This is a genomic window from Sporomusaceae bacterium ACPt (assembly GCA_041428575.1).
Classification (GTDB): Bacteria; Bacillota; Negativicutes; order Sporomusales; family Sporomusaceae; genus Sporomusa_D; species Sporomusa_D carbonis.
Map to the genome: position 1 here is coordinate 2,269,416 of CP155570.1, position 26,841 is coordinate 2,296,256.

General features: G+C 46.7%; 25 protein-coding genes and 1 riboswitch. Of the genes, 5 read left to right on the forward strand and 20 right to left on the reverse strand.

Features of this window, described 5'->3' with window-relative positions; genetic code table 11:
- Positions 1–138 precede the first annotated feature (138 nt).
- The 3 genes from SCACP_RS11705 to mobB all read right to left on the reverse strand — a co-directional run bounded on the left by SCACP_RS11705 (position 139) and on the right by mobB (position 4,049).
- Positions 139–2,193 (reverse strand): sigma-54-dependent Fis family transcriptional regulator, encoded by a 2,055-nt coding sequence (locus tag SCACP_RS11705; RefSeq protein ID WP_425057764.1) that lies wholly within the window; start codon positions 2,191–2,193, stop codon positions 139–141.
- A gap of 104 nt (positions 2,194–2,297) precedes the next feature.
- Positions 2,298–2,409: riboswitch (molybdenum cofactor riboswitch) on the reverse strand.
- Between the two features lie 150 nt (positions 2,410–2,559).
- Complete coding sequence (gene moaA, locus SCACP_RS11710; RefSeq protein ID WP_425057765.1) at positions 2,560–3,540, reverse strand: GTP 3',8-cyclase MoaA; 981 nt, start codon at positions 3,538–3,540, stop codon at positions 2,560–2,562.
- Between the two features lie 5 nt (positions 3,541–3,545).
- Positions 3,546–4,049, reverse strand: a complete 504-nt coding sequence (gene mobB / locus SCACP_RS11715) for a molybdopterin-guanine dinucleotide biosynthesis protein B (RefSeq protein WP_425057766.1) — start codon at positions 4,047–4,049, stop codon at positions 3,546–3,548.
- A gap of 180 nt (positions 4,050–4,229) precedes the next feature.
- Here mobB and SCACP_RS11720 point away from each other — a divergent pair, with 180 nt between their 5' ends.
- Entirely contained in the window at positions 4,230–4,895 is a 666-nt protein-coding gene (locus SCACP_RS11720; protein WP_425057767.1) for a metal-dependent hydrolase, read from the forward strand.
- 45 nt (positions 4,896–4,940) lie between these two features.
- Here the strand turns inward: SCACP_RS11720 and SCACP_RS11725 are convergent, their stop codons facing one another.
- Both SCACP_RS11725 and nth read right to left on the reverse strand, forming a co-directional pair.
- Complete coding sequence (locus tag SCACP_RS11725; protein WP_425057768.1) at positions 4,941–5,393, reverse strand: N-acetyltransferase; 453 nt, start codon at positions 5,391–5,393, stop codon at positions 4,941–4,943.
- Positions 5,394–5,450: 57 nt separating this feature from the next.
- Positions 5,451–6,098 carry an endonuclease III gene (gene nth / locus SCACP_RS11730; RefSeq protein ID WP_425061389.1) on the reverse strand — a complete coding sequence of 216 codons (648 nt, stop codon included), beginning with the start codon at positions 6,096–6,098 and terminating at the stop codon, positions 5,451–5,453.
- 559 nt (positions 6,099–6,657) lie between these two features.
- Between nth and aroF the strand changes: the two genes are divergently transcribed.
- Positions 6,658–7,671, forward strand: a complete 1,014-nt coding sequence (gene aroF, locus SCACP_RS11735; RefSeq protein WP_425057769.1) for a 3-deoxy-7-phosphoheptulonate synthase — start codon at positions 6,658–6,660, stop codon at positions 7,669–7,671.
- Here the strand turns inward: aroF and SCACP_RS11740 are convergent.
- The 7 genes from SCACP_RS11740 to SCACP_RS11770 form a co-directional block, all read right to left on the reverse strand.
- Entirely contained in the window at positions 7,664–7,921 is a 258-nt protein-coding gene (locus SCACP_RS11740) for a GIY-YIG nuclease family protein (RefSeq protein ID WP_425057770.1), read from the reverse strand. The two genes, aroF and SCACP_RS11740, sit on opposite strands and share 8 nt — an antisense overlap.
- 74 nt (positions 7,922–7,995) lie before the next feature.
- Positions 7,996–10,158 (reverse strand): DNA helicase RecQ, encoded by a 2,163-nt coding sequence (gene recQ / locus SCACP_RS11745; RefSeq protein ID WP_425057771.1) that lies wholly within the window; start codon positions 10,156–10,158, stop codon positions 7,996–7,998.
- A gap of 103 nt (positions 10,159–10,261) precedes the next feature.
- A complete protein-coding gene (locus SCACP_RS11750) occupies positions 10,262–10,858 on the reverse strand; it encodes a sodium:solute symporter family transporter (protein ID WP_425057772.1) in 597 nt (198 codons plus the stop codon).
- Between the two features lie 255 nt (positions 10,859–11,113).
- Positions 11,114–13,021 carry an ABC-F family ATP-binding cassette domain-containing protein gene (locus tag SCACP_RS11755; RefSeq protein WP_425057773.1) on the reverse strand — a complete coding sequence of 636 codons (1,908 nt, stop codon included), beginning with the start codon at positions 13,019–13,021 and terminating at the stop codon, positions 11,114–11,116.
- Positions 13,018–15,027, reverse strand: a complete 2,010-nt coding sequence (locus SCACP_RS11760; RefSeq protein ID WP_425057774.1) for a DNA topoisomerase III — start codon at positions 15,025–15,027, stop codon at positions 13,018–13,020. Before SCACP_RS11760 ends, SCACP_RS11755 begins: the two co-directional genes overlap by 4 nt.
- A gap of 254 nt (positions 15,028–15,281) precedes the next feature.
- On the reverse strand, positions 15,282–16,445 hold the full coding sequence (locus tag SCACP_RS11765) for a DEAD/DEAH box helicase (RefSeq protein WP_425057775.1): 1,164 nt from the start codon (positions 16,443–16,445) through the stop codon (positions 15,282–15,284).
- 54 nt (positions 16,446–16,499) lie between these two features.
- Positions 16,500–16,739, reverse strand: a complete 240-nt coding sequence (locus SCACP_RS11770) for an inositol monophosphatase family protein (protein ID WP_425057776.1) — start codon at positions 16,737–16,739, stop codon at positions 16,500–16,502.
- Positions 16,740–16,866: 127 nt separating this feature from the next.
- On the opposite strand from SCACP_RS11770, the gene SCACP_RS11775 reads away from it, so the two are divergent.
- Positions 16,867–17,181, forward strand: coding sequence for a hypothetical protein (locus SCACP_RS11775; protein ID WP_425057777.1), 315 nt, complete (start codon positions 16,867–16,869; stop codon positions 17,179–17,181).
- Between the two features lie 132 nt (positions 17,182–17,313).
- On the opposite strand, the gene SCACP_RS11780 is transcribed toward SCACP_RS11775, so the two are convergent.
- From SCACP_RS11780 to SCACP_RS11795, 4 genes are all read right to left on the reverse strand, one after another.
- Positions 17,314–17,814: a hypothetical protein gene (locus tag SCACP_RS11780; RefSeq protein WP_425057778.1), complete on the reverse strand. Its 501-nt coding sequence runs from the start codon at positions 17,812–17,814 to the stop codon at positions 17,314–17,316.
- 153 nt (positions 17,815–17,967) lie between these two features.
- On the reverse strand, positions 17,968–19,326 hold the full coding sequence (locus SCACP_RS11785) for a PFL family protein (RefSeq protein ID WP_425057779.1): 1,359 nt from the start codon (positions 19,324–19,326) through the stop codon (positions 17,968–17,970).
- 79 nt (positions 19,327–19,405) lie between these two features.
- The gene (locus SCACP_RS11790) at positions 19,406–19,675 is read right to left on the reverse strand and encodes an ACT domain-containing protein (RefSeq protein WP_425057780.1); all 270 of its coding nucleotides are present in this window, start codon (positions 19,673–19,675) and stop codon (positions 19,406–19,408) included.
- Positions 19,676–19,895: 220 nt separating this feature from the next.
- Positions 19,896–20,654, reverse strand: coding sequence for a flavin reductase (locus tag SCACP_RS11795; RefSeq protein WP_425057781.1), 759 nt, complete (start codon positions 20,652–20,654; stop codon positions 19,896–19,898).
- Between the two features lie 140 nt (positions 20,655–20,794).
- Between SCACP_RS11795 and SCACP_RS11800 the strand changes: the two genes are divergently transcribed.
- Entirely contained in the window at positions 20,795–21,004 is a 210-nt protein-coding gene (locus SCACP_RS11800; RefSeq protein ID WP_425057782.1) for a DUF896 domain-containing protein, read from the forward strand.
- Positions 21,005–21,167: 163 nt separating this feature from the next.
- On the opposite strand, the gene SCACP_RS11805 is transcribed toward SCACP_RS11800, so the two are convergent.
- The 3 genes from SCACP_RS11805 to SCACP_RS11815 all read right to left on the reverse strand — a co-directional run bounded on the left by SCACP_RS11805 (position 21,168) and on the right by SCACP_RS11815 (position 23,402).
- On the reverse strand, positions 21,168–21,557 hold the full coding sequence (locus tag SCACP_RS11805) for a DUF1540 domain-containing protein (RefSeq protein ID WP_425057783.1): 390 nt from the start codon (positions 21,555–21,557) through the stop codon (positions 21,168–21,170).
- A 57-nt stretch (positions 21,558–21,614) separates the two neighbouring features.
- Positions 21,615–21,848, reverse strand: a complete 234-nt coding sequence (locus tag SCACP_RS11810) for a hypothetical protein (protein WP_425057784.1) — start codon at positions 21,846–21,848, stop codon at positions 21,615–21,617.
- A gap of 234 nt (positions 21,849–22,082) precedes the next feature.
- Positions 22,083–23,402 (reverse strand): APC family permease, encoded by a 1,320-nt coding sequence (locus SCACP_RS11815; RefSeq protein WP_425057785.1) that lies wholly within the window; start codon positions 23,400–23,402, stop codon positions 22,083–22,085.
- A gap of 248 nt (positions 23,403–23,650) precedes the next feature.
- Here SCACP_RS11815 and SCACP_RS11820 point away from each other — a divergent pair, with 248 nt between their 5' ends.
- A complete protein-coding gene (locus tag SCACP_RS11820; protein ID WP_425057786.1) occupies positions 23,651–25,054 on the forward strand; it encodes a [Fe-Fe] hydrogenase large subunit C-terminal domain-containing protein in 1,404 nt (467 codons plus the stop codon).
- Between the two features lie 70 nt (positions 25,055–25,124).
- On the opposite strand, the gene SCACP_RS11825 is transcribed toward SCACP_RS11820, so the two are convergent.
- The gene (locus SCACP_RS11825; RefSeq protein WP_425057787.1) at positions 25,125–26,789 is read right to left on the reverse strand and encodes a nucleoside kinase; all 1,665 of its coding nucleotides are present in this window, start codon (positions 26,787–26,789) and stop codon (positions 25,125–25,127) included.
- Between the last annotated feature and the right edge of the window lie 52 nt (positions 26,790–26,841).

The following is a 26,841-nucleotide window of genomic DNA, read 5'->3' on the forward strand; positions in this document are numbered from 1 at the left end:
CATTTATATTACACAAATGTGACACAATGAAAGTGACACCATATTATGCTTCACCTGGCTTACACATAAATATCATTCACGGTGAAACTGTGCTTCAGGTTATTCGAACTATCCAAATACGGCATAGACTTTTTGCAACTAATTCTCTATTGCATATAAACGCATTTTGCGGTAGAGAGTATTGCGTGAAACCCCAAATTCCCGGGCTACAACGCTAACATTGCCACCATATTTCGCCAAGAGCAGCAAGATATGCTGACGCTCTGCTTCATTCGCTATTTTTCGCCGCTGTTCACGACGAGATATTTCGTTTACATTCGGCGAAACTACGGATTCCTTGGAAAAATAAACCGGATTTTGCTGTGCATATAGCTCCATAGGCAGATGAGCCATTGTAATTACTTCTGATTCTGCTAAACTTACAGCCCTCTCAACTATGTTTTGCAGTTCCCGGACATTGCCCGGCCACGCGTAGTTTTGCAAACACGCTATAACCTGGGGTTCAACATAAAATTTACAGCCGCGGTCCCGGCCTATTTTATCCAAAAAGTGCCTGAACAGTAATGGAATATCTTGGGCCCGGTTGCGTAGCGGCGGAATATTAATAGAAATAACATTGATCCGATAATAGAGGTCTTGCCGGAAAGTCCCTTTTTCTATTTCTTGGGGTAAATTTTTATTGGTTGCACAGATAACTCTGACATTAACAGGGATGACTTTATCGCTGCCAATGCGGGTCACTTTTTTCTCTTGCAATACCCTCAGCAATGCTACCTGCTGTTCCAGCGGCATATCACCAATCTCATCAAGGAAAAGAGTACCGCCTGAAGCCAATTCAAATTTACCCGGTTTTCCTCCCCGTACGGCACCGGTAAAAGCACCCTCGACATAACCAAACAACTCGCTACCAATTAGTTCCCGCGGTATAACCCCACAATTCAGGGCCACAAAGGGACCGTTTCGCAATTCGCTACGATTATGGATAGCCTGGGCGAAAATTTCCTTACCGGTGCCGCTCTCACCTTGCAGAAGAATATTAGATGACGTTGAGGCTGCAAGGGAGGCTATCCGTATAGCCTCCAGTATTTCTTTACTCTCACCAATAATGTCGCTAAACTGCAAGGTTGCATGATAGCCGCTAAATCTATTAATCAAGTTTTGTACATGCTTAATGGGGCGCAGGATAATTAAGCCACCGATGACTTTTCCCTGCTCATCAGTCAAAGGCTCACCCGAAGCCCAACAGTGAAACTTGCTTTTCTTTGTATCCACCATAAGTTCGATGTCTGCGTATGGTTCCTTGTTATTTAACATTCGCCATGTCGCTACCGCTTTGCCGTTCATTATGCGATCAAAGGACACGCCTAATATTTCTGACTCCTCTTTATTAAGAATTTTCTTTGCCGCCGGATTCAACTGGTTTACAATCCCGCGATTATCAATCATGAGTACCCCGTCTGACATTGTATTGAATATATTCGTTAAGCGACGATTAACCAAAACCAGTTCCCGGTTCTTTCGTTGAATGTCAAGCTGGGCCATAATTGCCTCGGCGGCTGCAACTACCATACCCAAGGTATGCAAGTGGGACATATAAAAAGCGCCTGACATATCTAAGATACCGATAACGCGTCCATAGTCATCGAAAATGGGGGCGGACGAGCATGTCAAGCAGTGATGCTTCTGGCAGTAATGCTCAGCGCCGGAAACCTGAATGGGTTTCTTAATTACCAGCGCGGTTCCAATAGCATTTGTACCTGCTGCTTCTTCCCGCCAAGAAGCGCCACGGAAAAAATTTTTGGTCATTGGGTTACTTAATGTATCCTCGTCTCCGAACATTTCCATTATATAACCCTGCTCATCGGTTAAAACAACAACAAAACCAGAACCCTGAACAAATTTATAGAGATTGGCCATAAACGGTTTTGCGATCTTTATAAGCTCTTGTTTTTCTAAAAGCTTCGCATGCAATGCCGCCTCGTCCAATTTATTGTGAATGCTATTATCATAAGGATTTACACCGGCTTGATTACAGCGGTTCCAGGATTCAACTATCTGTTGACGGATAGCCGGCGTCCAGTTTTTCCCAGAGATGTAATTCTTCCAAGTAAGAAGAATATGATCTTGATAACTATCAGCAACCATGGCAATCCCCTCACCATCAATAGTATATTTTATAAGCTTGCCCGGCATGTGAGCGTTGAGCACATCTTACGTAACGGTTAGAGTGGCCATGTTAACACAGTAAACCAATAAAATCACCTCCTTAATTATGTTAAGAAGCAAATAAAAAAAGGAATCCTGGGTTCGGACTTCCTTTGCACACAGGCAGGCATGGAAATTACTTTTCACACCCTATCGGTCAGTATGTCCTCAAAAGGAGATACTGACTCGGAACTCATCTTAATGAAATGTGTTTCTTCGAAATTTTCTAAACTCATTCATGAAGTAAAATTTTAAAGAAAAAAATACTTTTATCTTATGGAAAAATTATGCTGAAAGCGGCACTAACTGAAGTCCGGTTTTTACCACGCGCATTGAAAATAAAATTATTTAAAATCATCCGCCAATTTGTGACATTTTTCGATAAAAATTTGTTTGCTTTCCCGGATTTGTCAGTGTATGTCCTTCCGGCTTGTGAGCAATAGTTTGATAAAAAAGCTCGGCGATGTCATCATCGCTGGCGCCGCCACGTAATGCCGCCTTTACATCAACCTCCTTGTTAGCTAAGAGGCACGGCTTAAATTTACCGTCAGCCGTCAGGCGGATACGGTTGCACAAACCGCAGAAATGCTCGGATATCGGCGTAATAAACCCGAACGTGCCTTTGGCTTGCGGCAAACTAAAGTATTTGGCCGGACCGTTTCCCTGAACATTCAGGGCCGGCTTTAATACGCCCCGTCCAAAGGAATTAATCATCGTTTTAATTTCTCCGATGCTTGGACCAGGCCCAACCCGGCTCTCACCTATCGGCATATACTCAATAAACCGGACAGCTACCGGCTCCCGGTGCACCAAATTAACAAAAAAAGCCACATCACTTTCAGTAATCATATTAGTGAGTACAACATTAAGCTTGACAGGCACCAGTCCGACGGCCAGGGCAGTTTCCATCCCCTTAAGGGTTTCGAAAACATTGCCCCCGTGGGTAATATTCCGGAACTGCTCAGGATCAACAGTGTCAAGACTAATATTGACCCGGTTCAGGCCAGCTGCTTTTAGTTCACCGGCCATACCGGCAAGCAAACTGCCATTAGTAGTCAGCGATATGTCAGTTATCGTTTTTAGTGCAGCAATGTTTTGAATAAAATTTACAATACCCTTACGTACCAGCGGTTCACCGCCTGTAAGACGAATTTTACTTACACCGTGACAACTAACAACCTTAATTACCCGCAGAAGTTCTTCATAGGTTAGAATGTCTGCATGACTGAGCATGGGGACGCCTTGTTCAGGCATACAATATGCGCAGCGAAAATTACAACGGTCAGTAACAGATACCCGCAGATAATTGATTTGACGGTTATGACAGTCATACATGCTAATCAGTCCTTTGATATTTTGTTATTTAACACCTTTAGTTCCAAAAAGTCGGCCATCGCTGCTGCGTCATCAAGTGCAAAATGCGGAACTTCTTCATAAAGAACAACATCAGTTACAACGGCAATGAGTTCAGGTTTCATACCCAAGGGGCTATTTCCCGCCGCCTGCCGGTAAATTTCTATCTTGGGTTTGTTTTCCTGTTTATAACCTTCGGTAAAGATTATATCAACATTGTCTATATAACCAATCACTTGGTCGAGCGACAATTCCTGGGAAGTTTTCTTTATCATAGCCACTTTATTCGGCGAAGCCAGGCAGACTACGTCGGCCCCGGCCCGGGCATGCCGCCAGGTATCTTTCCCCGGTTTATCAATATCAAAGTCGCAGTGGTGATGCTTAATTACCGCAACTTTATAGTCCCGGCGCTTGATTTCGGCGATTAGTTTTTCCAGATAGGTTGTCTTACCGGCATTTGACCGTCCTACTACAGATATTACCGGAATCATGGCTGGTGCTCCTTTACTAATAAACAAATTATGTATATATTTAAAATTCTCCATGATTCATCAATAAACCTTCCCCTTGGAGATAAATTCAGACTTTTTCTTATTCACGGCAGGAATTTATGAAGTAAAGTTGGAAAAATACTATATCTGGTAATTAAATTTGCTACGGAGGTGCAGTTTGTGACTACATTAAAATTTTACGGGCACGCTTGTTTTCAATTAACCTACGGCAAAACATCATTATTATTTGATCCGTTCTTTACCGGCAATCCCATTAACAACGCCAAGGCTGAAGAAATTGAGTGCAATTATATTTTAGTCAGTCACGGCCACAGCGATCACCTGGGAGATACTGTGGCTATCGCCAAACGTACCGGCGCCACTGTTATTACCACTGCCGAACTAGCTTCATTAGTTGGGGAACAGGGTTGTGCCAACATAAGCATGCATTTAGGCGGCAAACGCGCCTTTGACTTTGGTTATGTCCGGATTACCCCTGCTTTCCACGGCTCAGGCGTTCCCGGCGGACACGCCGCCGGTTTTGTTGTCAACTTTTTTGGCACTACCGTATATTTTGCCGGTGATACCGCGTTGTTCGGCGATATGGCGTTAATTGGCCGCCTGGAACAAATCGACTACGCCTTACTGCCTATTGGCGATAATTACACCATGGGGCCTGATGACGCCGTCGAAGCCGTCAAAATGCTCAATCCCCGTATTGTTATTCCCATGCACTACAACACCTGGCCGCTAATTGCCCAGTCACCGGAAGCTTTTAAACAAAAGGTTGAAGCAATAAATATCCCTGTACATATTATTTCCCCTGGACAATATATTGAACTGTAGTAAAGAAAAAAGCGTCCCTGTCGTTAACGACCGGGGCGCTTTCATCTATAATTCCTTTACCATGGCAATCTCGTCACAGTTGGGAAACTTGGGGCAGTTGATGCATTCTTTCCACATTTTGTGGGGAACGCTGTCTTTATGCACTTCTTTAAAACCCAGTTTGGCAAAAAAACCTGGCTGGTAGGTTAGAGCAAATAATGTTTTAACCCCCAATTCCCGGGCTTCTTCTGTCAAAATCTCGACGATCTTGCGGCCTACGCCTGCTCTTGTCTTGCCAGGCTGAACAGCCAGCGCCCGAATTTCCCCCAATTCATCCCAGACTAAGTGCAAAGCGGCTACACCAATAACCTGCCCATCCTCCTCGGCCAAAACAAACTCCCGCAGACTTTCGTATAAGGTATTACGAGCCCGGGCCAACATAAGCCCTTGTTCGGCATAATCATTGATTAATTTAAGGATGGCTTCGACATCACTAAACTTGGCTTTCCGGAAAATCATAATTCATCCCCCAATTCTCGGTATTATTATACGATTAATGTAATATTTATACAATAGCTAATTATGATTATCCGTAATTCTGCCACTCGGACATAAATGCGCTAACGGACACGATGAGCACAGCGGCGTAGTAGCCTTGCAAACCTTGCGCCCATGCCAAATAAGCCAGTGATGGGCGTCGCCCCATTTTTCCCGGGGAACAGTGCGCATCAGGCCTTGTTCAACAGCAAGCGGTGTATCACCAACCGCCAGTTTGAGCCGGTTGGCTACCCTGAATACATGGGTATCGACAGCAATGGCCGGTACGCCAAACAGCTGGCTTAAGAGCACATTGGCCGTTTTCCGCCCAACTCCCGGTAACTTAACTAAATCTGCATAGTTGTCAGGCACCTGCCCGCCGTATTCCCGGCAGAGTATGTCACAAGTAGCCAATATATTCTTGGCTTTACTCCGGAACAACCCGCAATCCCGGATTTCTTCCTCAAGGCCGTTCTGACCGAGTTCGAGAATTTTTTCCGGCGTATTATAGCGGGGAAACATCCGCGCCGTTATAATGTTTACTCTGGTGTCAGTGCACTGGGCTGATAAAATAACGGCAATTAACAGTTCAAACGGCGTCGAATAATGTAACGCCGTAGTAGTGTCTTGGTAATGATGTTCCAATATATCCAACATTTCCCGCTTAATGGCTTTAGTAATGCGCACCGTCTGTCCCTCCAGTTTATTAATTAATTTGAACATTATATCTTATTTATTTGAGCAGTTCGGGCACGGTTTGCAAAAACACGTAGACAGAATGCCTATTGAAAGTATAGCGGTTAAAAGTATCCACTGTCAATTAAGCTTCCAGCCTTAACCACAAAGCTAAAATAATGTCAGGGTTTATTTTAAAATTCACCTATACAAACACATTTGTATTATTATTGTACAACTCAGTTTACATCAAAATTAAATTTTCGGTACTTTTTTAAGTATTCCTTGACATCTCATAATTACCTGGGTATAATTAACAATATATTGTGAACTACTTTTATTTCTTAGGAGATTTTTATTATGTTAAATGCTACACATAAATCATATGCAACTCAATATTTCTTCTTTTTTGCTTGGGCCAGCTTTTTTGGCGCAGGCTTTTTTCCATGCGATAACTTAATACATTCTCCGTTAATGAGTCCTTAACAAGGTGACCAACTGAATCTAAAAACCACAAATAAGGCTCAGTGAGCCTTATTTTTTATTTTAAATAATTAAAGGAGGCATACTCATGGTAATTGTGTTAAATGCATCAGCTACCCCCGCACAAATCGAAAAATTAAAACAGGAACTTGAAAACTACGGCTGCAGTGTCTGGCCCACTTACGGCAAATTCCAGACCATTCTTGGTATTGTCGGCGACACAGGCAAACTTGACCGCGACTATTTATTGAGCAAGACTTATGTCGAAAAAGTATTGTCAGTACAAGAACCGTATAAAAAAGCCAACCGCACATTTCATCCGGAGAATACCGTTATTGAGGTTGGAAACCAAACGATTGGCGGCAGCCAGTTGGCTATTATCGCCGGGCCTTGTTCTGTCGAAAGCAAGGAACAAATTATAAATATAGCCCAAGAAGTTAAAGCCGCCGGCGCCGGTTTTCTCAGGGGCGGCGCTTTCAAACCGCGGACATCGCCTTACAGCTTCCAAGGCATGCAGGAAGAAGGCCTGGAATTATTACAACTGGCCAGACAAGCGACAGGTCTGCCCATCGTTACGGAAATTATGTCAATTAAACAGTTGGAAAAATACAGCGAATGTATCGATATAATTCAAATCGGGGCACGTAATATGCAAAACTTTGATTTACTGAAAGCAGCCGGCCAAATAAATAAACCGATTTTACTAAAACGCGGTCAGAGCGCTACTATTGAGGAACTTTTAATGTCGGCCGAGTACATCATGGCCGGCGGCAACGAAAACGTAATTTTATGCGAGCGCGGCATCCGGACATTTGAAACCTACACCCGCAATACCTTGGACCTTAGTGCAGTATTGGCGATTAAAAAACTCAGCCATCTGCCGGTAATCGTCGACCCTAGCCACGCCGCCGGCATATGGTGGATGGTCGAGGCGTTATCCAAGGCGGCAGTTGCTGTTGGCGCCGACGGGTTGATCATTGAAGTCCACCAAGACCCAAGTAACGCCAAGTGCGACGGACAACAATCAATCAAACCGGAACGGTTTGCATCATTAATGAAATCCTTGCGTGAAATCGCCCGTCTGGAAAACCGTGCTATGTAAAGCTAATATCAAAACCGGCAATCAGCAATTCTTTCTGTTTACGGCTGAGGCGTTTTATCGCATATTCACGTTTCCGGGCTAAACTCTGGCTGGGCTGGATCTCATAATATACCAGTTCAACAGGCAGGCGGCTGCGGGTATACCGCGCGCCGCTGCCTGAATTATGGGCAACCATTCTGGTTTCAATATTAGTCGTCCAGCCGGTATAAAAGGTGCCGTCAGCGCATTGAACAATATATGTATACGGCATGTGCCCCCCCTACTGCTGCTGTGAACCGTGCTAATATTCATAACTGCCGCCTTATAATAGCCGGCATTCATCTTTTACTGTGCCACACCGAAATGCTTGCACAATACCGCTTTGATAACAGCATATCCGACCTCGTCAGGCAAAGCTTCTTTGAGTGGCTTCAGCTGGGTTCCACCCAATTCTTTTATTTTTTCAACAATCAATGCTTCATACTCTGCCGGAATAAGCCTGTCCCAGTCGACGGCATAACCTTCACCGGCACAACGGACTAGGTGATTCTGTACCGTGCTGACAGCTAAATCCCGTGCCTTAGCAATTGCCGGAAGATCAAGCCCCTGACGGTACATATCCAGTGTTATTAAATGACTTGGCTCCCCATCCGCTTTGCTGCCGGATTTTTTACCGGCAGCTTTTTTGGCAGGCAGAGCCGCCAGATTGGCGGCTACGGTAACACCTGCGGCCGGGTTACCGGCTAAGTACTTGGTAATGACCGCCAGGAATTCTTGGCCATATTTTTGCAGTTTCATCTCACCAACACCTTTGATTTGCCGCATAGCCGACAAATCTGCCGGGCGACGCTGGCTCATTTCTTTTAGAGTACTGTCGGCAAATACCACAAAAGGCGGTACATTTTCCCGTTCCGAGATACGTTTCCGGCATTGACGCAAAAGTTCAAATAAAGTATCGTCGGCCTCGTGTTGACGCTCTTTAAACGTCTTTTGCCACACTTGGGCCTGGTTTTTCAATACCGGCACCGCCTCTGGCGCCAGTTTAACCACCGGATACTCACTCTCGGTCAGCCGCAAATAACCCGTAGCCACCAACCGTTGAATCAGTGTCTTGATGTCTTGGAGCGTGCGTTCAGCCATCAAGCCGTAAGTTGTCAGCCGGTCCAATCCCAGCTGCTGAACTTTTTTATTTTTAGAACCTTTTAGCACATCGGCAACCACCGATATGCCGTACCGTTCTTTCATACGGTAAATACAAGAGAAGACTTTCTGCGCATCAACAGTAATATCTACTTGTTCGCCATCGGCATTACAGTTGCCGCAACGGCCGCAGCCGCAAACATCAGCCGTCTGTTCGCCAAAATAGCGTAAAATATAATGCCGCAAACAATCAGGCGTATGACAATAGTCAACCATTTCCTGCAGTTTTTTAAGTTCATGCTGTTTACGTTCAGGATGTTCAACCGATTTATCGATCAAAAACCGTTGCAATAACGGGTCTTGCGGACCATATAATAATATGCACTCACCCGGGTCGCCGTCCCGGCCGCTCCGTCCAGCCTCCTGGTAGTAAGCTTCCATATTTTTGGGCATATTGTAGTGTATGACATAACGCACATTCGATTTGTCAATACCCATGCCAAACGCGTTGGTGGCCACCATGACCCGGATATCATCATACAGAAATTTCTCCTGTTGTGATATGCGTTCTTCGTCACTTAAGCCGGCATGATAACGACCGGCGGCATAACCTTTTTTGCAAAGCAGTTGGTATAAGCCGTCCACTTCCCGCCGGGTGGCGGCATAAATAATTCCTGACTGGCTGGCGTTAGCCCTGACATAGTTTACAATAAAAGCCTGTTTATTTTCACCGCGAACCACGGAAAAGAACAAATTGGGCCGGTCAAAGCCGGTAACATGAACTACCGGACGGTCAAGCGCCAATAAAGTAGCAATATCAGCTTTTACCTCCGGCGTTGCTGTCGCGGTAAACGCGCCAACAACAGGACGTGCCGGCAGACTGGCGATAAATGGACCAATGGCCCGGTAGCTGGGACGAAAATCATGACCCCATTGCGACACACAATGGGCTTCATCAACAGCCACCATGCTAATAGTAAGCTCGCCAACGGCAACCTGAAACCAGTCGGCAGTCAGCCGCTCAGGCGCCACATAGACTAGTTTATAGCGGCCAGCCCGCATCTGGTGCATTCGCCTGCCGGCTTCCGCGTTGGTCAACGAACTATTAATATAGGTAGCCGGTATCCCCTGCTCGGTTAGCGCGTCTACCTGATCTTTCATCAGCGAAATAAGCGGCGAAATGACCAGGGTCACTCCCGGCAGCAGCATGGCCGGAATCTGAAAACACAGAGACTTTCCCGCCCCGGTAGGCATAATAGCGACAGTGTCCTTGCCACTTAATAGGCTGCTAATAACTTTGATTTGTCCTGGTCGGAACTCGTCATAGCCATAATATTTCTTAAGTAATTTTTGTGCTGTATTAAGCATAATTGCCCCCGTTATTCGCATAGATATCCTTAACCTGTTTTCCACATCAATACATCACTTCCCTGCCGGATTTGCATAAAATTAAGGATCCTCCAACACTTTTTCAGGGTTGGAGGATCCTTAATTGTTCAGTATTGACGTAAAGCAACGCGGTCTTCACAATGCCCACCATCCCTACGCCCCACACACCGCCGAAAAAAACATAAGCCACCGATAATGCCAGGACAACCCCGGCCGACTGGTAGATATCCACGCTGAAAACCACCGACATAAGGGGAATGGCTGAAAGAAAATTAGCTACAATACTGAAAAAAATACCGATAGAAGATGTAATGCTGATGATCGGGCCGGCCGTCCGGCCATAATTGGTCACCAGAAATTGGGGGATGGTCTCCAGACCTGATGCCCGCAGCGGCTTAGCATACAACAAACCAAGCAGCAACAGGCCCAAACCGGCTCCCAGGGCATACCACCACGCGGCAAAGCCGTAAAGAAAAGCCAGTTGAGCCGTACCGATGGTTGCCGCTCCCCCCATCACAGTACCGGCGATACCGCCGGCAACCAGGGAAGCGCTGGCCCGGCGTCCGCCAACAGTATAGTCGCCTGCTGTTTTGATTTTTTTTGCTGAATAGAGCCCGATTCCGGCAACTACTAACAAAGTAAGGATTAATCCGTATAAATGCATGGGTGTGTATGCCATCTTCCCCCGCCTTTCCACCAGTCATTCCGCTCGCAATGACGAAGTGAGCTCCTCCACAGTCATCCCGCGGAATATGATATGGCGATCTCACCCCTGTCATTTTTTTCAATGATCTATGTACCCGGAGTCATGTTATAGCCGCTCCGAACGACGAAGTGCAACATTCTCTTAGCTCCAACTACTCCAAATCTCAGGGCAATAGCCAACAGTAACTTTGGACCCGTTCCTTACAATGGGGGTTTTGAAGAGCAGCAGTTAACCATTCAATGTTTCCGCCAGCTCATTCAGATATGTCCAACGTTCCAGCAATTCGTCCAGCCGGCGTTGAAGTTCCTGCTGCATCCGCACAAGCTCCTGCAACACTTCAAAATTGCTGCCGGCGGCATCGATTGCGGCCGTAACTTGTTGTAATTCCTGTTCCACTCCGGCGATAACGTCTTCAATCTGCTCATATTCCCTTTGCTCCTTGAACGTAAGCTTACGAGGACGTTCTCTCGGCTTATCCGCAGCTACCGGCTTATTATCGGCTGAGCTTTTGGCTTTATCGCCGGCTTCGGGTTCCGGCGAGCTGCTTATTTTTCCCAGATATTCCGAATAATTGCCGGTATACTGCCTGACTCTGCCACCGCCTTCGAAGACAAATATTTTGTCGACCAGCCTGTCCAGGAAATACCTGTCATGGGAAACAATAAGCACCGCGCCGGGGAATTCATCAAGATAATCTTCCAGAATTGTCAAGGTTTGAATATCAAGGTCGTTGGTAGGCTCATCCAGCAGCAGCACATTAGGGGCGCTCATAAGCACCCGTAACAAATACAAGCGGCGCTTTTCCCCTCCTGACAGTTTGGCGATGGGCGTCCACTGGAGATTGGGAGGAAATAAAAACCGCTCCAGCAATTGCGCCGCACTCATTGTACCGCCGTCAGCCGTAGGCAAAAAATGAGCTTCTTCCCTGATATATTCAATAACACGCATGTCCTGGTCCATTTCAGTATTTTCCTGAGAAAAATAGCCGATCTTTACTGTCTGGCCCACTTCCACCCGGCCATAATCAGGCGAAAGCCTGCCGGCAATAATATCAAGCAACGTCGATTTACCGCTGCCGTTAGGACCAATAATCCCTACCCGGTCATGCTTGAGGACAATATAGCTAAAATCGCGAATAAAGGCAGTACCGCCATAGTTTTGACCAATATGCTCAATCTCAATAATTTTGCGGCCCAACCGGCTGGCGCCAACGGCTATTTCCAGTTGCCCGCCGCTCATTTCCGGCGTCTGGGCGCTTAATTGTTCAAACCTTTCGATTCTCGCCTTCTGCTTGGTACTACGGGCGCGCGCCCCCCGCCTGATCCAGGCCAACTCATTGCGCAGGAGATTTTGCCGTTTGCGTTCGCTGGCTTCCTGCTGCTCTTCCCGCTCAGCCTTCATCTCCAGAAATTTGCTGTAGTTACCGTCATATGTATACAGCTTACCTTTGTCCAATTCAATAATATGGTTGGTTACCCGGTCGAGAAAATACCGGTCATGGGTAACCATTAACAGCGCACCCTTGCGTTTATGCAAATATTGTTCCAGCCAGGCAACAGTATCATTATCAATATGGTTGGTCGGTTCGTCCAAAATTAAGAGATCAGCAGGATTAATCAGCGCGCTGGCTAACGCAATTCTTTTCCGTTGTCCGCCGGACAGTGTACTGACAACTGCCGCGAAATCGGTAATGCCCAACTTGGTAAGAACAGTTTTAGCTTCACTTTCCAACTGCCAAACATCCCTGGCATCCATCTGCTGGGTTAAGCTAATCAGCCGTTGTTGCCGTACGGCATCACCAGGATGATTGTGCACATCGGCCAACGCCTGCTCATACTCTCTCAACACCTGCATTACCGGCGAATTGCCTTTAAACACTTGCTCCAACACAGTTGCCTTAGCGTCGAACTCCGGGTTTTGCGGTAAATACTCTATCTGTATACTGCTGCTCTTAATGACTTTACCGGTATCAGCCGGTTCTACCCCGGCGATCACTTTTAAAAAAGTTGACTTACCAGTGCCGTTAACCCCAATCAGGCCAATTTTATCGCCTTCGGCAATACCCCAGGTTACATTGGCAAATAAACGGCGCTCACCATAACTTTTCGTCAAGTTTTCTATTGATAATAAATTCATGTTACAGTCCTTTCGTTCTGCCGTGCCGGTATATCCGGCCTATTGTCCTTGTCATCATACGAGGCTCGGCAGGCCGGATAGCGCGAACACCCCCAAAACTTTCCGTGCTTGCCGGTTCTCGGCTGTAAAACACCTCTGCGGCAGCGCGGACAGGGGTACTCTCCTTTGAGCGGGATACATGCCTGCGTCGCTTTAACACATAGCGCGGCCGCAAACTTGGCCTGCTGCCGTAAGAACGCCTCCAAATTTTCGCTGCCTTCGGCCATACGGTGCAATACACTTTCCCACAGTGCCGTAAAATCAGGATAAGTCATCTCGTCAGGCAGAGCATCAATTAATAGGTAGGCCGGCTCGGTCGGGCGCAGATATTTTTTCTTGGTCTCCTCCCGTAAAAAACCGCGCTCAATCAGTTCCTTGATAATAGTGGCGCGGGTAGCCTCAGTGCCAATACCGGCAACATCTTTAAGCTGCTTTTTTAAATCAGGATTCTTAACATATTTATGGATTTCTTTCATTGCGGCCACCAAGGTTGCCGCAGTAAAGCGCCCTGGCGGTTTGGTCGTCTTCTTTTCGGCTGAAGCGCGGACAAACTGAGCTTGGTCGCCTTTTTTCATGGCTGGCAGCATCCCGCTGTCTTCTTCCTTTTTTTCTTCAACGTCGGCACCATAAACTTCCTTCCAACCCAATTTCTTGATAATCCGGCCATTGGCGGTGAATTTTTCTCCGGCGTGTTCAATCTCGGCCCGGGTTTGGTCATAGACATGCACCGGGTAAAACTGGGCAATATAGGCCTGAGCGATAAGATAGTAAATATTTTTTTCGGTGTCGCTCAAAGCGGCAAAATTGCATCTTTCCACCGTAGGAATAATGGCATGGTGAGCCGTAATCTTTTTGTCATTCCAGGCCCGGCTCTTGATTAAAGAATCTGCTTTATCAGACCATGCTGCCAGTTCGGCCTGGGCTACACCCCGTAAATTTTCAAGAATTACCGGGGCGTCAGTGTGCTGTGATTCAGGCAAAAATTCACAGTCAGAACGCGGATAAGTAGCCAGTTTCTTCTCATATAGCTTTTGGGCGGTATCCAGGACAACTTGCGGGTCATAACCGAACTTCCTGCCGGCCATGACCTGCAGGGTTGAAAGCGATAGCGGCAGACGCTGCGCATCTTTCTTCTCGGTTGTTTCGCAGTGCACAATTACCGCCGGTTGGGTGGCGGCCGCGAGTTTTTCTAATAAGCCCTTGGTGACAACCGGGTCAGCCAAGCGGCCTTCGGTATCCAAACCAGGCTGATCGTCTTGCGGTTTCCAGTAAGCCGTAAATGTTACATGGGAGTGCTGAAAATCAGCTTTAACAGTAAAATAGTCGGCCGGTTTGAACGCCTCTAACTCCCGTTCCCGGCGCACAACCAGCGCCAGGGTAGGCGTCTTTACACGTCCCACCGGCAGGGTAGTCCGGTATCCTGCCTGTTGCGCCGCCAGTGTATAAGCCCGGGAAAGATTCATGCCAATCAGCCAATCGGCGCGGGACCGGGCCAGCGCTGACTGCTTGAGGTTGAAAAACTCCTGATTGTCGCGGAGATTAGTAATGGCCTTTTTGATGCTTTGCTCATCCAGCGCATTCAACAGAATGCGGCGTACCGGCTTCTGATTATCAATATAGTCAAGTACCTCATCAATAAGCAGTTGCCCTTCGCGATCAGGGTCACCGGCATGAACGATTTCGGTTGCTTGCTCAATTAATTTTTTAATTATGTCAAATTGCTTTTTACAAGAATCAGCAACAAATAGTTTCCAGGTTTGCGGTATAATAGGCAGATCCTCTACCCGCCACTTTTCATATTTTTGATCATATTCACCAGGCTCAGCCTGGCGGAGAATATGCCCATACCCCCAAGTGACTACGCCACCGCCGGTAATAATATATCCGTCTTTGCGGCTTACCGGCCCTGGCAGGCATTTGGCTATCTCTGCGGCCATACTGGGTTTTTCAGCAATGTACAGTCTCACTTAACCACCGGTCCCTGCCAAGCAAGCATACCGCCGGCCGCTACAGCCGGCGCTCAGGGCCATCAGCAACAGCAGCAGCATTGACAATAAACTTTTATATAAATACCGCATAACACTCCCTCCTGTACTTTTTATATTTTAACACAATTATTGGCATATCTGCCATGACAAGCGTAAGAGGAATTATCGGACTTCTAATCGCGCATATATAAACGGTACTGGAACTTCCCAGTACCGTCTTATCTCGCAAATGCTCAGTTGCTGTTCTTATCAAAAACTTTCTTATCGAAAACTTTGCCTCTGGCAATATGCTTAGGCACTATTTTGACTTTCAAAACCTTTTTATATTTCTCAATCAAACCGGCTTCCCGGGGGGCAGCTATCGAGATTACCGTGCCGCTTTGCCCGGCGCGACCGGTGCGGCCGGCCCGGTGCAAATATACTTCCGGGTCTTCCGGCACATTTAAATTGAATACATATTTTATTCCCGGGATATCCAGCCCCCGGGCGGCCAGGTCGGAAGCAACAAGTAACCGAATCTTACCGTTCCGGAAATCCTCCAAAGCTTTTTTCCGGTCTTCTTTCATCAAACGGCCGTGAATACCGGCTGCCGGCAACCCATTATAGTTAAGCTTGGCAACGGTGAGTTCAACATCCTCACTTTTATTGATAAACACGAGCGCCCGGTCAATATTAATAGCTCTTGCCACCTTGCGCAAGACTTCAAATTTGTCCCGTTGATCGGCCACAAAATATATATGCTCAATACCCGGCAAACCAGCAAGGCTCCCTTGCACCGACAGCACTTCAGGATTCTTCATCAGTTCTTGGGCTCTTGTAAGTGTTGCCGGAGTTATTGTTGCTGAAAACAACATCAGTTGGCGGTCTTTTTGCGTGGCCTTAATAACCGCTTTAACACTATCGGCGTTTTTTTCGTCAAGCAGCCGGTCAGCTTCGTCAAGAATAATAGTCTTGATAGTCTGGGCATTTATTTTCCTTTTTTGCATCAATTCAAGAATCCTGCCGCCGGAACCGGTAATGATGTGCGGCTTTTCTTTCAACTTCTCGATTTGCCGGATGATATTGACATCGCCAATAACCGGCATAGCTGTCACCGATAAGCCGGAATTTTTTGCCAGCATTTCGATCTGACGCTGAATTTGAATAGCCAGTTCGTGCGTCGGAGCCAAAATTACGGCCTGTGTCTCGCGCTTAGCGCTATCAAGCTTCTGCAGTAACGGCAGCAGATAAGCCAGCGTCTTACCGGTGCCTGTGGGCGACTGACCGATGATATCCTTGCCGGCCAGCGCTGCCGGGATAACTTGAATCTGTATTGCGGTCGGGGCGGAAATCCCCGCTTTGGCCAGACCTGTCATAAGCGGCGTTATCAGCCCCAGTTGTTCAAAATTTGTACTCATATATTGCCTTGTTCGCCCTCCAACCTGATTCCTCTGTTACCTTTATTTGGCTTGTCAGCAGCCGATAATGAGATCATCAATCTGATACGTCCCGTCAAACCGGCCACAGGCCACACAAGCCAAATCATATGCCGCCGAACCAAATCTCCTGACGGCTCGCGTTTTTACCAGCAACCTGGTAAAATAGTTTATGTTATTAGCGGGATGCGTTGCAACATCATAGGGAAAACCTGTTGCCAGTACGCTGTCAAGCAGACCGGTTTTAGCTGTAAACAAATCAATATGTGGTTCCAAATCGGATCACCTCGTTTAATTATGTCCCATTTTTATTGTTCTCATGGCCTAAATTCAACAGAACCCGCTTTAATACCTTTTAACTCAGCGATAGTAACCATAAATTATATAAATTGGAGATGATAGCATGAGCAGTGCAACCATTTTAAACTTCTATGAAAGTCTGGGGTTTGAGGAAACCGAAATTGAAGATGAACTTACCACACTCGGGCTTGAAATTACCCCGGAAGGACACTATGCCCTCATTACCGACAGTGATGGAGCCATGCCGGAAAACCTTAAGCAGGAAGTTATTTTTGCCTACTACACACCTGACGGCGCTTTCCTGTGGAGCGCCAGTTTCAAAAGCTCCTATATTTTTAAAGACATCTGGACTGAAGCCCCAACCCCCGAAGCTAAACTTGACGCCATATTAAAATACCGCGCAAGCAATGAGCTATAATATATAAACAGGAGGACTTACCAACCTTGTTATTTAAAGCCGGTACGCTGTCAACTAAACAGTGTACCGGCTTTAATAAGCTGTGCGGCTCAGTCTCATATGCCTCTTGTTGCATGCCAAATGTCAGGATTTTTACAGTGCCCGGCGTAACCGGTAAATATCTTCTTCATGTTCACTGGTCTTTTTAAGCAGAAAATTCACATTACCTGTCATACGGTGCAATTGTTCATCAATAATGCTAAGGCGCTCATCAAGCTTACCGATTTTCGCGTCCAGATTGTCCGTTTTTTCATCAAGCTGGGTCACTTTCCCCTCAATCCTGGTCAGATGATGCCCTAACCCGTGAATCTGGGCATTGAGTTCCTCTTGCCAGTGCACCAGTCCGTTGATAATACCGGTGTTTTCTGCTACCTGGCTTTCCAAGCCATCAAGCCTGGTCTCCAGCCCGTCCAGCTTATTTTCCACTTTGTCCAGCCTGGCAAAAAGTTGTTTTTGCCCCTCAAAAAGTCGCTTTTGCCCTTCGAAAAGCTGCTCTTGCCTTTCAAAAAGCTGCTTTTGCCCCTCAAAGAGTTGCTTTTGCCCTTCAAAAAGCTGTTGCTGCCCCTCAAGGAGTTGTTTTAAAGTTTCCTCCACCCTCATCACCCCTCATTTCGCGGACGCATCATTTCTTAATTAATTATAGCATAAACGCTCATCCAATCACATAAAAGCAATAGTTTATGAAAAAATGGTAAGATTGCCGTGCTGCGCTCGTAATAACCGGGAGAAGTGGAGCACTCGCATTCATTAGTTGGTAAGACTGCGTACCGGTGCCGGAATCCGTCCGCCCCGGGCGATAAAGGCATCTGATTTAAAACGGCTTACCGGCATTATCGGGCTATAGCCCAAGAGACCGCCGAACTCGACGTTATCACCCACTGTTTTGCCGGGAACAGGAATAATGCGCACTGCCGTTGTCTTGTTGTTGATCATGCCGATTGCTGCTTCATCGGCGATAATACCCGAAATAGTAGCTGCCGAAGTATCGCCAGGTACAGCAATCATGTCCAAACCAACCGAACATACGCAGGTCATGGCTTCAAGTTTTTCTAACGTCAGGCTGCCGCGTTCAACAGCGGCTATCATGCCGGCATCTTCGCTCACCGGGATAAAAGCCCCGCTTAAGCCGCCGACATGGGAAGAAGCCATCAAACCGCCTTTTTTAACGGCATCATTAAGGAGCGCCAGCGCAGCCGTTGTACCGGGAGCACCACAGCTTTCCAGCCCCATTTCCTCCAGGATATGCGCCACGCTGTCGCCAACTGCCGGCGTCGGCGCTAACGACAAATCAATAATACCAAATGGATGTCCCAGCCGCCGCGAAGCTTCCTGCGCTACCAGTTGGCCAACGCGGGTAATCTTGAAGGCAGTACGTTTAACGGTCTCAGCAACTGTGCCAAAATCCCGCCCTTTAACATCTTCAAGGGCCCGTTTAACAACACCGGGGCCGCTTACACCAACATTGATGGTTGTCTCAGGCTCGCCCACGCCGTGGAAAGCCCCGGCCATGAACGGGTTGTCTTCAGGAACATTGGCGAACACCACCAGTTTGGCGCACCCTAATGCATCCCGGTCCTTGGTGAGTTCAGCCGTCTTTTTTATAATCTCGCCCATCTCGCGGACACAGTCCATATTGATACCTGCTTTGGTTGACGCCAGATTGACTGAGGAGCAAACCCGTTCAGTTACAGCCAGCGCCTCAGGAATAGAACGAATCAGTACCTTGTCGCCATTGGTATAGCCCTTTTCAACCAGCGCTGAAAAACCGCCAATAAAATTAACCCCTACTTCCTTTGCGGCTGCATCCAGCGCTTGTGCTACTTCCACATAACTATCAGTACGGCAGCTTTCGGCGACAATGGCAATGGGCGTTACCGAAATGCGCTTGTTGATAATGGGAATACCGTATTCGGCTTCAATGTCTTCACCTGTCTGTACCAGTTTTTCGGCAGTACGAGTAACTTTATCATAAATATTGCGGCAAAGAGCCTTAATGTCCGGATGGCCGCAATCCCGCAAGCTGATGCCCAGAGTAATTGTTCTGATATCCAGCTTATTTTCTTCAATCATGCGATTGGTTTCATAGACATCCTGCATTGTGAACATGTAATTAAAACCTCCAAACAATTCTCTACCGAAAGACGAGACTGATTAGAAATGCACAGGGCAGTTTCTGGTTGTGTTTTTATATACGGTGCATGACGCGGAATATATCCTCATGCTGCACTTTAATCTCAAGGCCCATGGCAGTGCCTTTGTCTCTCAGCAGCTGGCCTAAGTCTTTCAGGCTGATAATTGACTGAGACATATCGACAAGCATTACCATATTAAAAAAACCTTCCAGAATATTCTGATTGATATTAAGGATGTTAATATTATTTTCAGCCAAAATATTGCTGACCATCGCAATAATACCTACCCTGTCCTGCCCGACAATTGTTATGACAGTTTTCATATTCTCACACTCCATAAATATATAGTATCTCCTTAAACGGTATGATAATATTATACTCGTTTTTCTCTAAAAGCCAAGAAGTATATGTAAAGAAAAAACACCTGCCGCACATGGCAGGTGCAAAATTGTGCACTCTCCAACATAAATCCTTACGCATAAGTATGGATAGCCGACGCAGAGCCGACTAGAAATGTTCAGCCTGAGCGTTTATAGTCAGTCTCTACTTACTCCTCCTGTATAAACTATATGTCAGTGCCTCTTCATTTGCTACCGTTCTTCCGGCAGTAACATCAGCCACAAACAACGTATGAGTACCTACATCCACGGTTTTTTCCGCGAGTACCTTGGCTTCAATATATGCCAGGCAATCCTTAAGAACCGGGCAGCCGTTTCGTCCGGCAATATATTCAATGCCGGCAAATTTATCACTGGTACGACCCGATTTATACCCAAACCGCCGGACTGCTTCCATCTGATTAATACCCAGCACTGACACGGCAAATACGCCACTGGCCATTACATACTCGTGGGTAAGATTATTTTTGTTGAGGCAAACCGAAATACGCAACGGCTTGCTGGTAAGCTGAAACACCGTGTTACAGCATTGGCCGTTAATATTATTATCTTTAACAGAAGTTACGATATACAAACCGTAACTTACTTTATCAAGGGCCGCGCTGGCGGTATCCACTCCAGCCTGAGCAACAGCTTCGGGCGTCAGCACCTGAACATCATCTGTTAACAGGATAAATAATTCGGAGCTGACACCGCAGAGCGGGCATCTGTCAGGCGGCGCATCTCCTTCATGAATATAATCGCAAACTGTGCATTTCCAGCGTTTACCTGCCGTCTTAGTCTCCTTTGCTGCTTCTCTAACCTCAACAAACTCTTCCGGACCGACACCGCAGACCGGACAAGCCGCCGGCGGCTTGTCCCCCTCATGTATGTAACCACAAACATTGCACCGCCATTTGTTCATAATATCCACATCCTTTACATTGCTAAAATTGACAATTATTTTTCCTTAACTATGATTTTCAACCCAACTTGCACATTTGTCAATAATTTGCTAGTATTTTTTTTGTAGATAGTAATTCTGAAAAAGTGAGGTCATTACTAATGATAACTCCGGAACTAATCGCCAGAATAAATGAATTGGCCAAAAAAAGCCGGGATACCGGTCTGACAGACAATGAGCGCGCTGAGCAGGCTGTTCTTCGCCGGCAATATATCGATCATATTAGAGCACAGGTGAAAGCCCAACTTGATTGCATCAAGTTGGTTGACCATGACGATAATTGCCAGTGCAGCGGCCACAGCCACCACTAGTGAACTCGTTCAGCACAGCTGAACATCGAGTCTTGAGGTGGAACTCTACCCGACCTGAAGTAACGCCGCCTATAGAGGCGGAAGCCTTAACTCGTCGACTAAGATAAACATGTAATAAAAATGCCGGAGCGCATGCGCCCCGGCGTTTTGTTATCTATTTTTATTATTTGTCTTTAGGTACAAAAGTATTACAGTCGGTATCAGTGGTTTTAGACGCATTAGACCCGGTTACATGGATTTGCTCAGCGTTGCAATAGTTGCCGTTTTCCCAGTATTTACAACCAGCAACAAAACATTCGACCGCAGGAGTAATTTGCGTGCCTTCCAGAAAAGCCGCCGACATGGTACCGCCAATATTGGCATTATGCAGAGCGCCAACCATGTCGCCCATAGTTTTACGATGATGAAACGACTTACAAAGAGTCTCCCCGAACGTAGACGAAGTACCCTTCATTTCATCATTATAAACGCTGATTTTAGCGGCCATGCATTGGTCACCAGGCATATAATGCGTACATTGATCAACAGTACATTTCACTATAGGATTAGACATCAAAAACTCACTCCTTCCAATTTTTTTTAGTATTTGTCCTCCCACCCGGTTTTATGCCTAAATTGTCACAAGCGCCACCGCCAGCCGGGCATCATATTGACATTCCGGACAGTACACAAGATGAACACAATACCCCTCAGGTTGCAACGGCAGTGACTTGGCTTCCATATACGGACTGTAAGGACCGAGATAATTGTTAAGCGAACCGCCGTCAACTATATTGTTGCCGCAATAGGGACATTCTTCCGCAACTGTTTGCATAGCGTTACACAGCGGGCAAACTTGCTCCATTGTTTCACCTCATAGTTTGCCATTATTTCCAAGACATCCTTATTGTTTTATCTATTGGAAAAATAAGGATGTTGGCAGCAATCTTGAATGTTATTCAATAATGTATCCAAAGCTCGGTTTGTTATCCTCATTTCCTAATAAGATCACCAAAGGCGGCACGCAAAGGGGCCGTGTGAAAACTGTGAGGAGTAAAGTAAAAGAGACTGCCTCCTTTTTGAGACAGCCTCTTTTTTTCTATTTATTTTTTTTCAATATCATATATACCGGAATGCCGGCAAATGTAATACCCAGCGCATATAGAGCATCAGCAGGACTGTTGATCAGCATACTGAAAGCAATATATACCGAACCGGCAATAGCAATAGCCGGCACCACCGGATAGCCTGGCACCTTATACGGACGTTTGGCGTCCGGATAACGCTTGCGTAGCACAAATACCGCCACAAATGCCAAAATATAAAAGATCCAAATAATAAACATGGCCACATCGGTCAGGCGGTCAGGGTCGCCTAACGTCATAAGCGCTACTGACAAAATTACCCCCAGTATTAGGGAGTTCACCGGCGCGCCGGATTGCGGATGAATTTGGCCCAAAATTTTGGAACCGGGAAGTAAACCGTTTTGCGCCATAGCCCAAGGCACGCGGGCACCTGTCAGGACATAGCCGTTAAGCGCGCCAAAGATAGAAACCAGTATACCGACACTAATCAGCCTGCCGCCCATTTCACCAAACAACAGCCCGGCGACAGTACCGGCGGCATGTTGCCCCAAAGCTGCGATTTCTGCAGCAGGCAACACATGCAATAGCGCCATATTAACCGCAAGATAAGCGATAATAACTATTAATAAGCCAACAATTATGGAGCGCGGCAGCTCTTTTGCCGGATTTTTCATCTCACCAGCCATAAAGCTGACGTTAATCCAGCCGTCATAAGCCCAAAGTGTTGCCAAAATGGCCGCACCCATACCGGCAGCTTCAGTCATGCCGTTAGCCATATTAAGTATCCGGCCGTTACCCTGCCACAGCCCGAACACAGCAATCAGTACGATGGGCACCAGCTTGGCGGCTGTAGTTAAAGACTGAATAAAGCCGCCGTATTTTGTTCCCAGTGCGCTTACCCCTCCCAGAAAAGCCACAGTAACAATCGCAACAGGCAGTTTCCAGGTTTCCGGCAGATTAAAAAACGGCAGTAACAACGAGGCAAAATAAAGACCAAGTGCCCCGGTTGTCGCCGGGCCGTAAATTAGCGTCTGCACCCAGCCAAACAAATAACCCCACATCTTGCCATATACTTCGTCAAGATAAGTATATAATCCCCCTGTTTTGGGAATCTGAGCGCCAAGCTCGGCTACAGTGAGGCCGGCGGCAATTGTAATAATACCGCCTAAAACCCAGGCAGCCAGTGCCAGTGTCGAATCTCCGGCAGCGGCAATAACTTTACCCGGCTTCATAAAAATACCTGAACCAATGACCATACCAACCACGAGCGCCGTTGCCGCCAGTAGATTGAGGTCTTTTTTCAAAGCAGACTGCGTTTGATGTTTTTTGTGCATAATCGTCTCCTAAATAATATTTCAGAACCAGCTACTACAATATCAAAGAATTACATAAACTACAACAGGAATTTCTACAAAAAACGTCAAATTACTGCTATATAGTATCCAGTAAAAATTTACAGGCGTGTTGTTAGTATAAGCGTAAGTCAAGCGCCAGCGGTGGAGCGTTACTAACAACACGCCTAGAAAAAATCTTTATTGGATTTCATATAGAAAAATATCTCAATAATGGACAGGTGATAACTATGGTAAATAAAATGCCTCCCGATCTTAATATCAGGCCGCGAATTTTGTACCAAGTGGCTAAAGCCGCCTGGGAAGGCCAATTATTTGAACGTAAAGAAGAAATCTGCCGTTTGCTTCAGTCAGAATTTGAAGATAAGGCTACCCGGCGTCTTGTCGCCAACCAAATTCGCATTGCCATGGGACTTGAACCTAATAACTCTGAAGAAGTAATCAACGAATACGACGAAGAAGCCCTCATGGGCATGGGCAGCGAACCGGTTGTTATCGCCAACCCGGAAGCCTGCAAAGACTGCAAAAATCCAACCTGCGAAACTGCTTGCCCGCTTGGCGCTATCGCCCGTGACGAGCTTGGCAGACCCTCAATTGATAAAAACAAATGCGCTAATGACGGCTACTGTATTAATGCTTGTGAATTTGGCGCCTTAGCGGAAAAGTCGCAGTTTGTCCCATTGATTAAAATGCTCCGGCAAAATACTCATAAAGTATATGCTTCAGTTGCCCCCGCATTTGCCGGCCAGTTCGGCGCTAACGTAACTGCCGGCCAACTGCGTAGTTCCCTGCTAAAATTAGGCTTTTACGAAGTGGTTGAAACCGCGCTCTATGCCGACCTTATCACTATAAAAGAGGCGTTTGAATATGATGAGCACGTAAAAGATGATGAACACGACTTTTTAATTACCAGTTGCTGCTGCCCGATTTGGATTAAATTAATCGAAAATAAATTCCCCGACCTTGCAGGCCATATTTCACCGTCAGTTTCGCCTATGATTGCATCCGGCCGGGTTATTAAAGAACTTGAACCTGACGCCAAAGTGGTATTTATCGGCCCTTGTGTAGCTAAAAAATCGGAAGCTCAGTTGCCAGACCTTAAAGGAGCTATTGATTTTGTCCTGACCTTCCAGGAACTGTCCACTATTTTTGAGGCCGCAAATATCAATCCCGCCGATGAACCGGATGAGGAAAACGCAGTAGCATCATGGGGCGGCCGTGTCTATGGCCGGACAGGCGGCGTCAGCGCGGCAGTCGGTACAACCTTGGAGAAGCTCATTCCCCGCCGTGCCGAAAAGTTCGTCCCGGTCAAAGCCGACGGCATACCTGATTGCACCAAACTGCTTGATGATATCAGAACCGGCAAGCTCGCGGCCAACTTTATTGAAGGCATGGCCTGCAAAGGCGGCTGCGTTGGTGGTCCTGGCCGGATTATTCCCCCTGAACAAGGCACTGTTCATGTCAACAATTACGGCAATTCTTCCCATGCCCATACCCCTGTGGAAAACCCGCAGGTATATTCTATTCTGGCCAAGCTTGGACACTATCATGAAGGCATGCCTGCCATGACAGGTACAAGCAAAATAGCCGCCATACTGGCCCGCAAGCTTAACTTTAACACGAAACATCAATAGTATCTCCGCCCGGACATGTGCGCGAATGCAAATACCCTGCCGCTGCAGTGGCAGGGTATTTGACATTTTCTTAATGGCTGTAAAAACACGATTTACCGATAAACTCCCGTAATATTGAATTATGCGGAATTTCGTCATCGTCAACCGAATTGAAATACTCCAGAAAGTTTAAAAGCCGCCGGGCTTCCGAATACTCGGGGCTTTCCCGCGTAACCTTGGTTAAGAGCGGCTCGGCGTATTTCTTGAGTACCGCCAGTTCATAAATAAGCGCTGAATTAAACATAACATCAGCTTCTTCCTGGAACGGGAATATATTGCGTTCTTCACCGCGGCGAACTGACGGCCACATTTTGAGCGTCATGAGCGCATCATGCGACCGGAACTGACTGTCGCGGACAATGCGGCGGATAAGGCGGGTGTCGGTTGTCGGAATACGGTTATGATTGTCGATCGACAGTTGAGTTAGGGCACTGACATAAATTTTTACCTTACAATGCCGGGGAACAGAACTTGTCAGGCGTTCATTAAGTCCGTGAATGCCTTCAATAATTATTGGCTGACCTTTATCAACTTTAATGCGGTGCCCCCGGTATTCCCGCTTACCAGTTTTAAAGTTAAACGTAGGCAGTTCAACCTCCTCCCCGGCTAAAATCCTGGCTAAATGTGAGTTAAATAATTCTAGATCAATGGCTTCGATAGCCTCAAAGTCATAATCGCCGTTTTCATCAACCGGCGTCTTATGGCGGTCAACAAAGTAATCGTCAAGCGAAATAGGCACAGGCCACACACCGTTGACCCTGAGTTGAATATTTAGGCGCTGGGCAAAAGTTGTTTTACCGGACGACGACGGTCCGGCTACCAAGATAACCCGCACCTCGTTACGGTTTAAAGAAACAAAGTCGGCAATCTGAGCAACTTTTTTCTCATGCAGCGCTTCGGCTACTCTGATGATATCTTTGATGTTACCGTTTCGGGTGCACTCATTGAGAGTAGCTACATAACCACATCTAAGGATATTCCCCCATCGATCCGCTTCCTGGAATACTTTAAATAACTTGGGGTTTTCCACAAATCTCGGCAGTATGTCAGGGTTGTCTTTTTCCGGGAACCGTAAAATAATGCCTGGCGGATAATATTTAAGTTCAAATACTTTCAAATAGCCGGTAGACGGCGTCATTGTGCCGTAAAAATAATCATAAACCTGACCGCAGTAATAAATACTGACTTTTTCCCGGTCAAGCTGTTCAAGCAGACTGACTTTTTCTTGTTGTCCAACTGCCTTAAACAATTCGATAGCTTCGGCTCTGTGCAAAATTTCACGAACAATGGGGCGATCCTCAAGTATAATCTCCCGCATGTGCTGCTCAAGCCGGACGATATCTTCAGGAGTTACCTCCCGTCCGTGGTACAGTTCGCAATACAAGCCTTTGCTTAATGAATGTTCAACAGTCGTCTCGCACCCGGGGAATAGTTCCTGGGCAGCAGCGATAAGCACCAAGGTCAAGCTGCGCTGGTACACTTTCATCCCGACATCAGTACGAAGGTCAAAAAAGTCTACCACACTGTCCTGTTCCAAGACATTTTGCAAATCCCTAATTTCGTTATTGACTTTGGCGGCCACTACCGGCGTGGTATACCTGTGGGCGGCATCCCGGCTCACCTCTACCAGGGTAACACCCTTGCTATACTCGGCAGTCCGGCCGTTGGAAAATGTTACGGTAATCTTCTCTGCCACCTGCAAGCCTCCTTGTCATGCGCTAAAGAGAGACTTAGCTTCAGATAAAATA

Coding starts and splice junctions, on each gene's coding strand:
- SCACP_RS11755 (WP_425057773.1), bottom strand. CDS start 13,021: ATGAATTTATTATCAATAGAAAACTTGACGAAAAGTTATGGTGAGCGC.
- recQ (WP_425057771.1), bottom strand. CDS start 10,158: ATGCTTAATACAGCACAAAAATTACTTAAGAAATATTATGGCTATGAC.
- SCACP_RS11750 (WP_425057772.1), bottom strand. CDS start 10,858: ATGGCATACACACCCATGCATTTATACGGATTAATCCTTACTTTGTTA.
- SCACP_RS11705 (WP_425057764.1), bottom strand. CDS start 2,193: ATGCCGGGCAAGCTTATAAAATATACTATTGATGGTGAGGGGATTGCC.
- SCACP_RS11820 (WP_425057786.1), top strand. CDS start 23,651: ATGGTAAATAAAATGCCTCCCGATCTTAATATCAGGCCGCGAATTTTG.
- SCACP_RS11790 (WP_425057780.1), bottom strand. CDS start 19,675: ATGAAAACTGTCATAACAATTGTCGGGCAGGACAGGGTAGGTATTATT.
- SCACP_RS11800 (WP_425057782.1), top strand. CDS start 20,795: ATGATAACTCCGGAACTAATCGCCAGAATAAATGAATTGGCCAAAAAA.
- SCACP_RS11815 (WP_425057785.1), bottom strand. CDS start 23,402: ATGCACAAAAAACATCAAACGCAGTCTGCTTTGAAAAAAGACCTCAAT.
- moaA (WP_425057765.1), bottom strand. CDS start 3,540: ATGTATGACTGTCATAACCGTCAAATCAATTATCTGCGGGTATCTGTT.
- SCACP_RS11810 (WP_425057784.1), bottom strand. CDS start 21,848: ATGGAGCAAGTTTGCCCGCTGTGTAACGCTATGCAAACAGTTGCGGAA.
- SCACP_RS11725 (WP_425057768.1), bottom strand. CDS start 5,393: ATGATTTTCCGGAAAGCCAAGTTTAGTGATGTCGAAGCCATCCTTAAA.
- SCACP_RS11795 (WP_425057781.1), bottom strand. CDS start 20,654: ATGAACAAATGGCGGTGCAATGTTTGTGGTTACATACATGAGGGGGAC.
- SCACP_RS11805 (WP_425057783.1), bottom strand. CDS start 21,557: ATGTCTAATCCTATAGTGAAATGTACTGTTGATCAATGTACGCATTAT.
- SCACP_RS11775 (WP_425057777.1), top strand. CDS start 16,867: ATGAGCAGTGCAACCATTTTAAACTTCTATGAAAGTCTGGGGTTTGAG.
- SCACP_RS11740 (WP_425057770.1), bottom strand. CDS start 7,921: ATGCCGTATACATATATTGTTCAATGCGCTGACGGCACCTTTTATACC.
- mobB (WP_425057766.1), bottom strand. CDS start 4,049: ATGATTCCGGTAATATCTGTAGTAGGACGGTCAAATGCCGGTAAGACA.
- SCACP_RS11765 (WP_425057775.1), bottom strand. CDS start 16,445: ATGAGTACAAATTTTGAACAACTGGGGCTGATAACGCCGCTTATGACA.
- aroF (WP_425057769.1), top strand. CDS start 6,658: ATGGTAATTGTGTTAAATGCATCAGCTACCCCCGCACAAATCGAAAAA.
- SCACP_RS11785 (WP_425057779.1), bottom strand. CDS start 19,326: ATGTTCACAATGCAGGATGTCTATGAAACCAATCGCATGATTGAAGAA.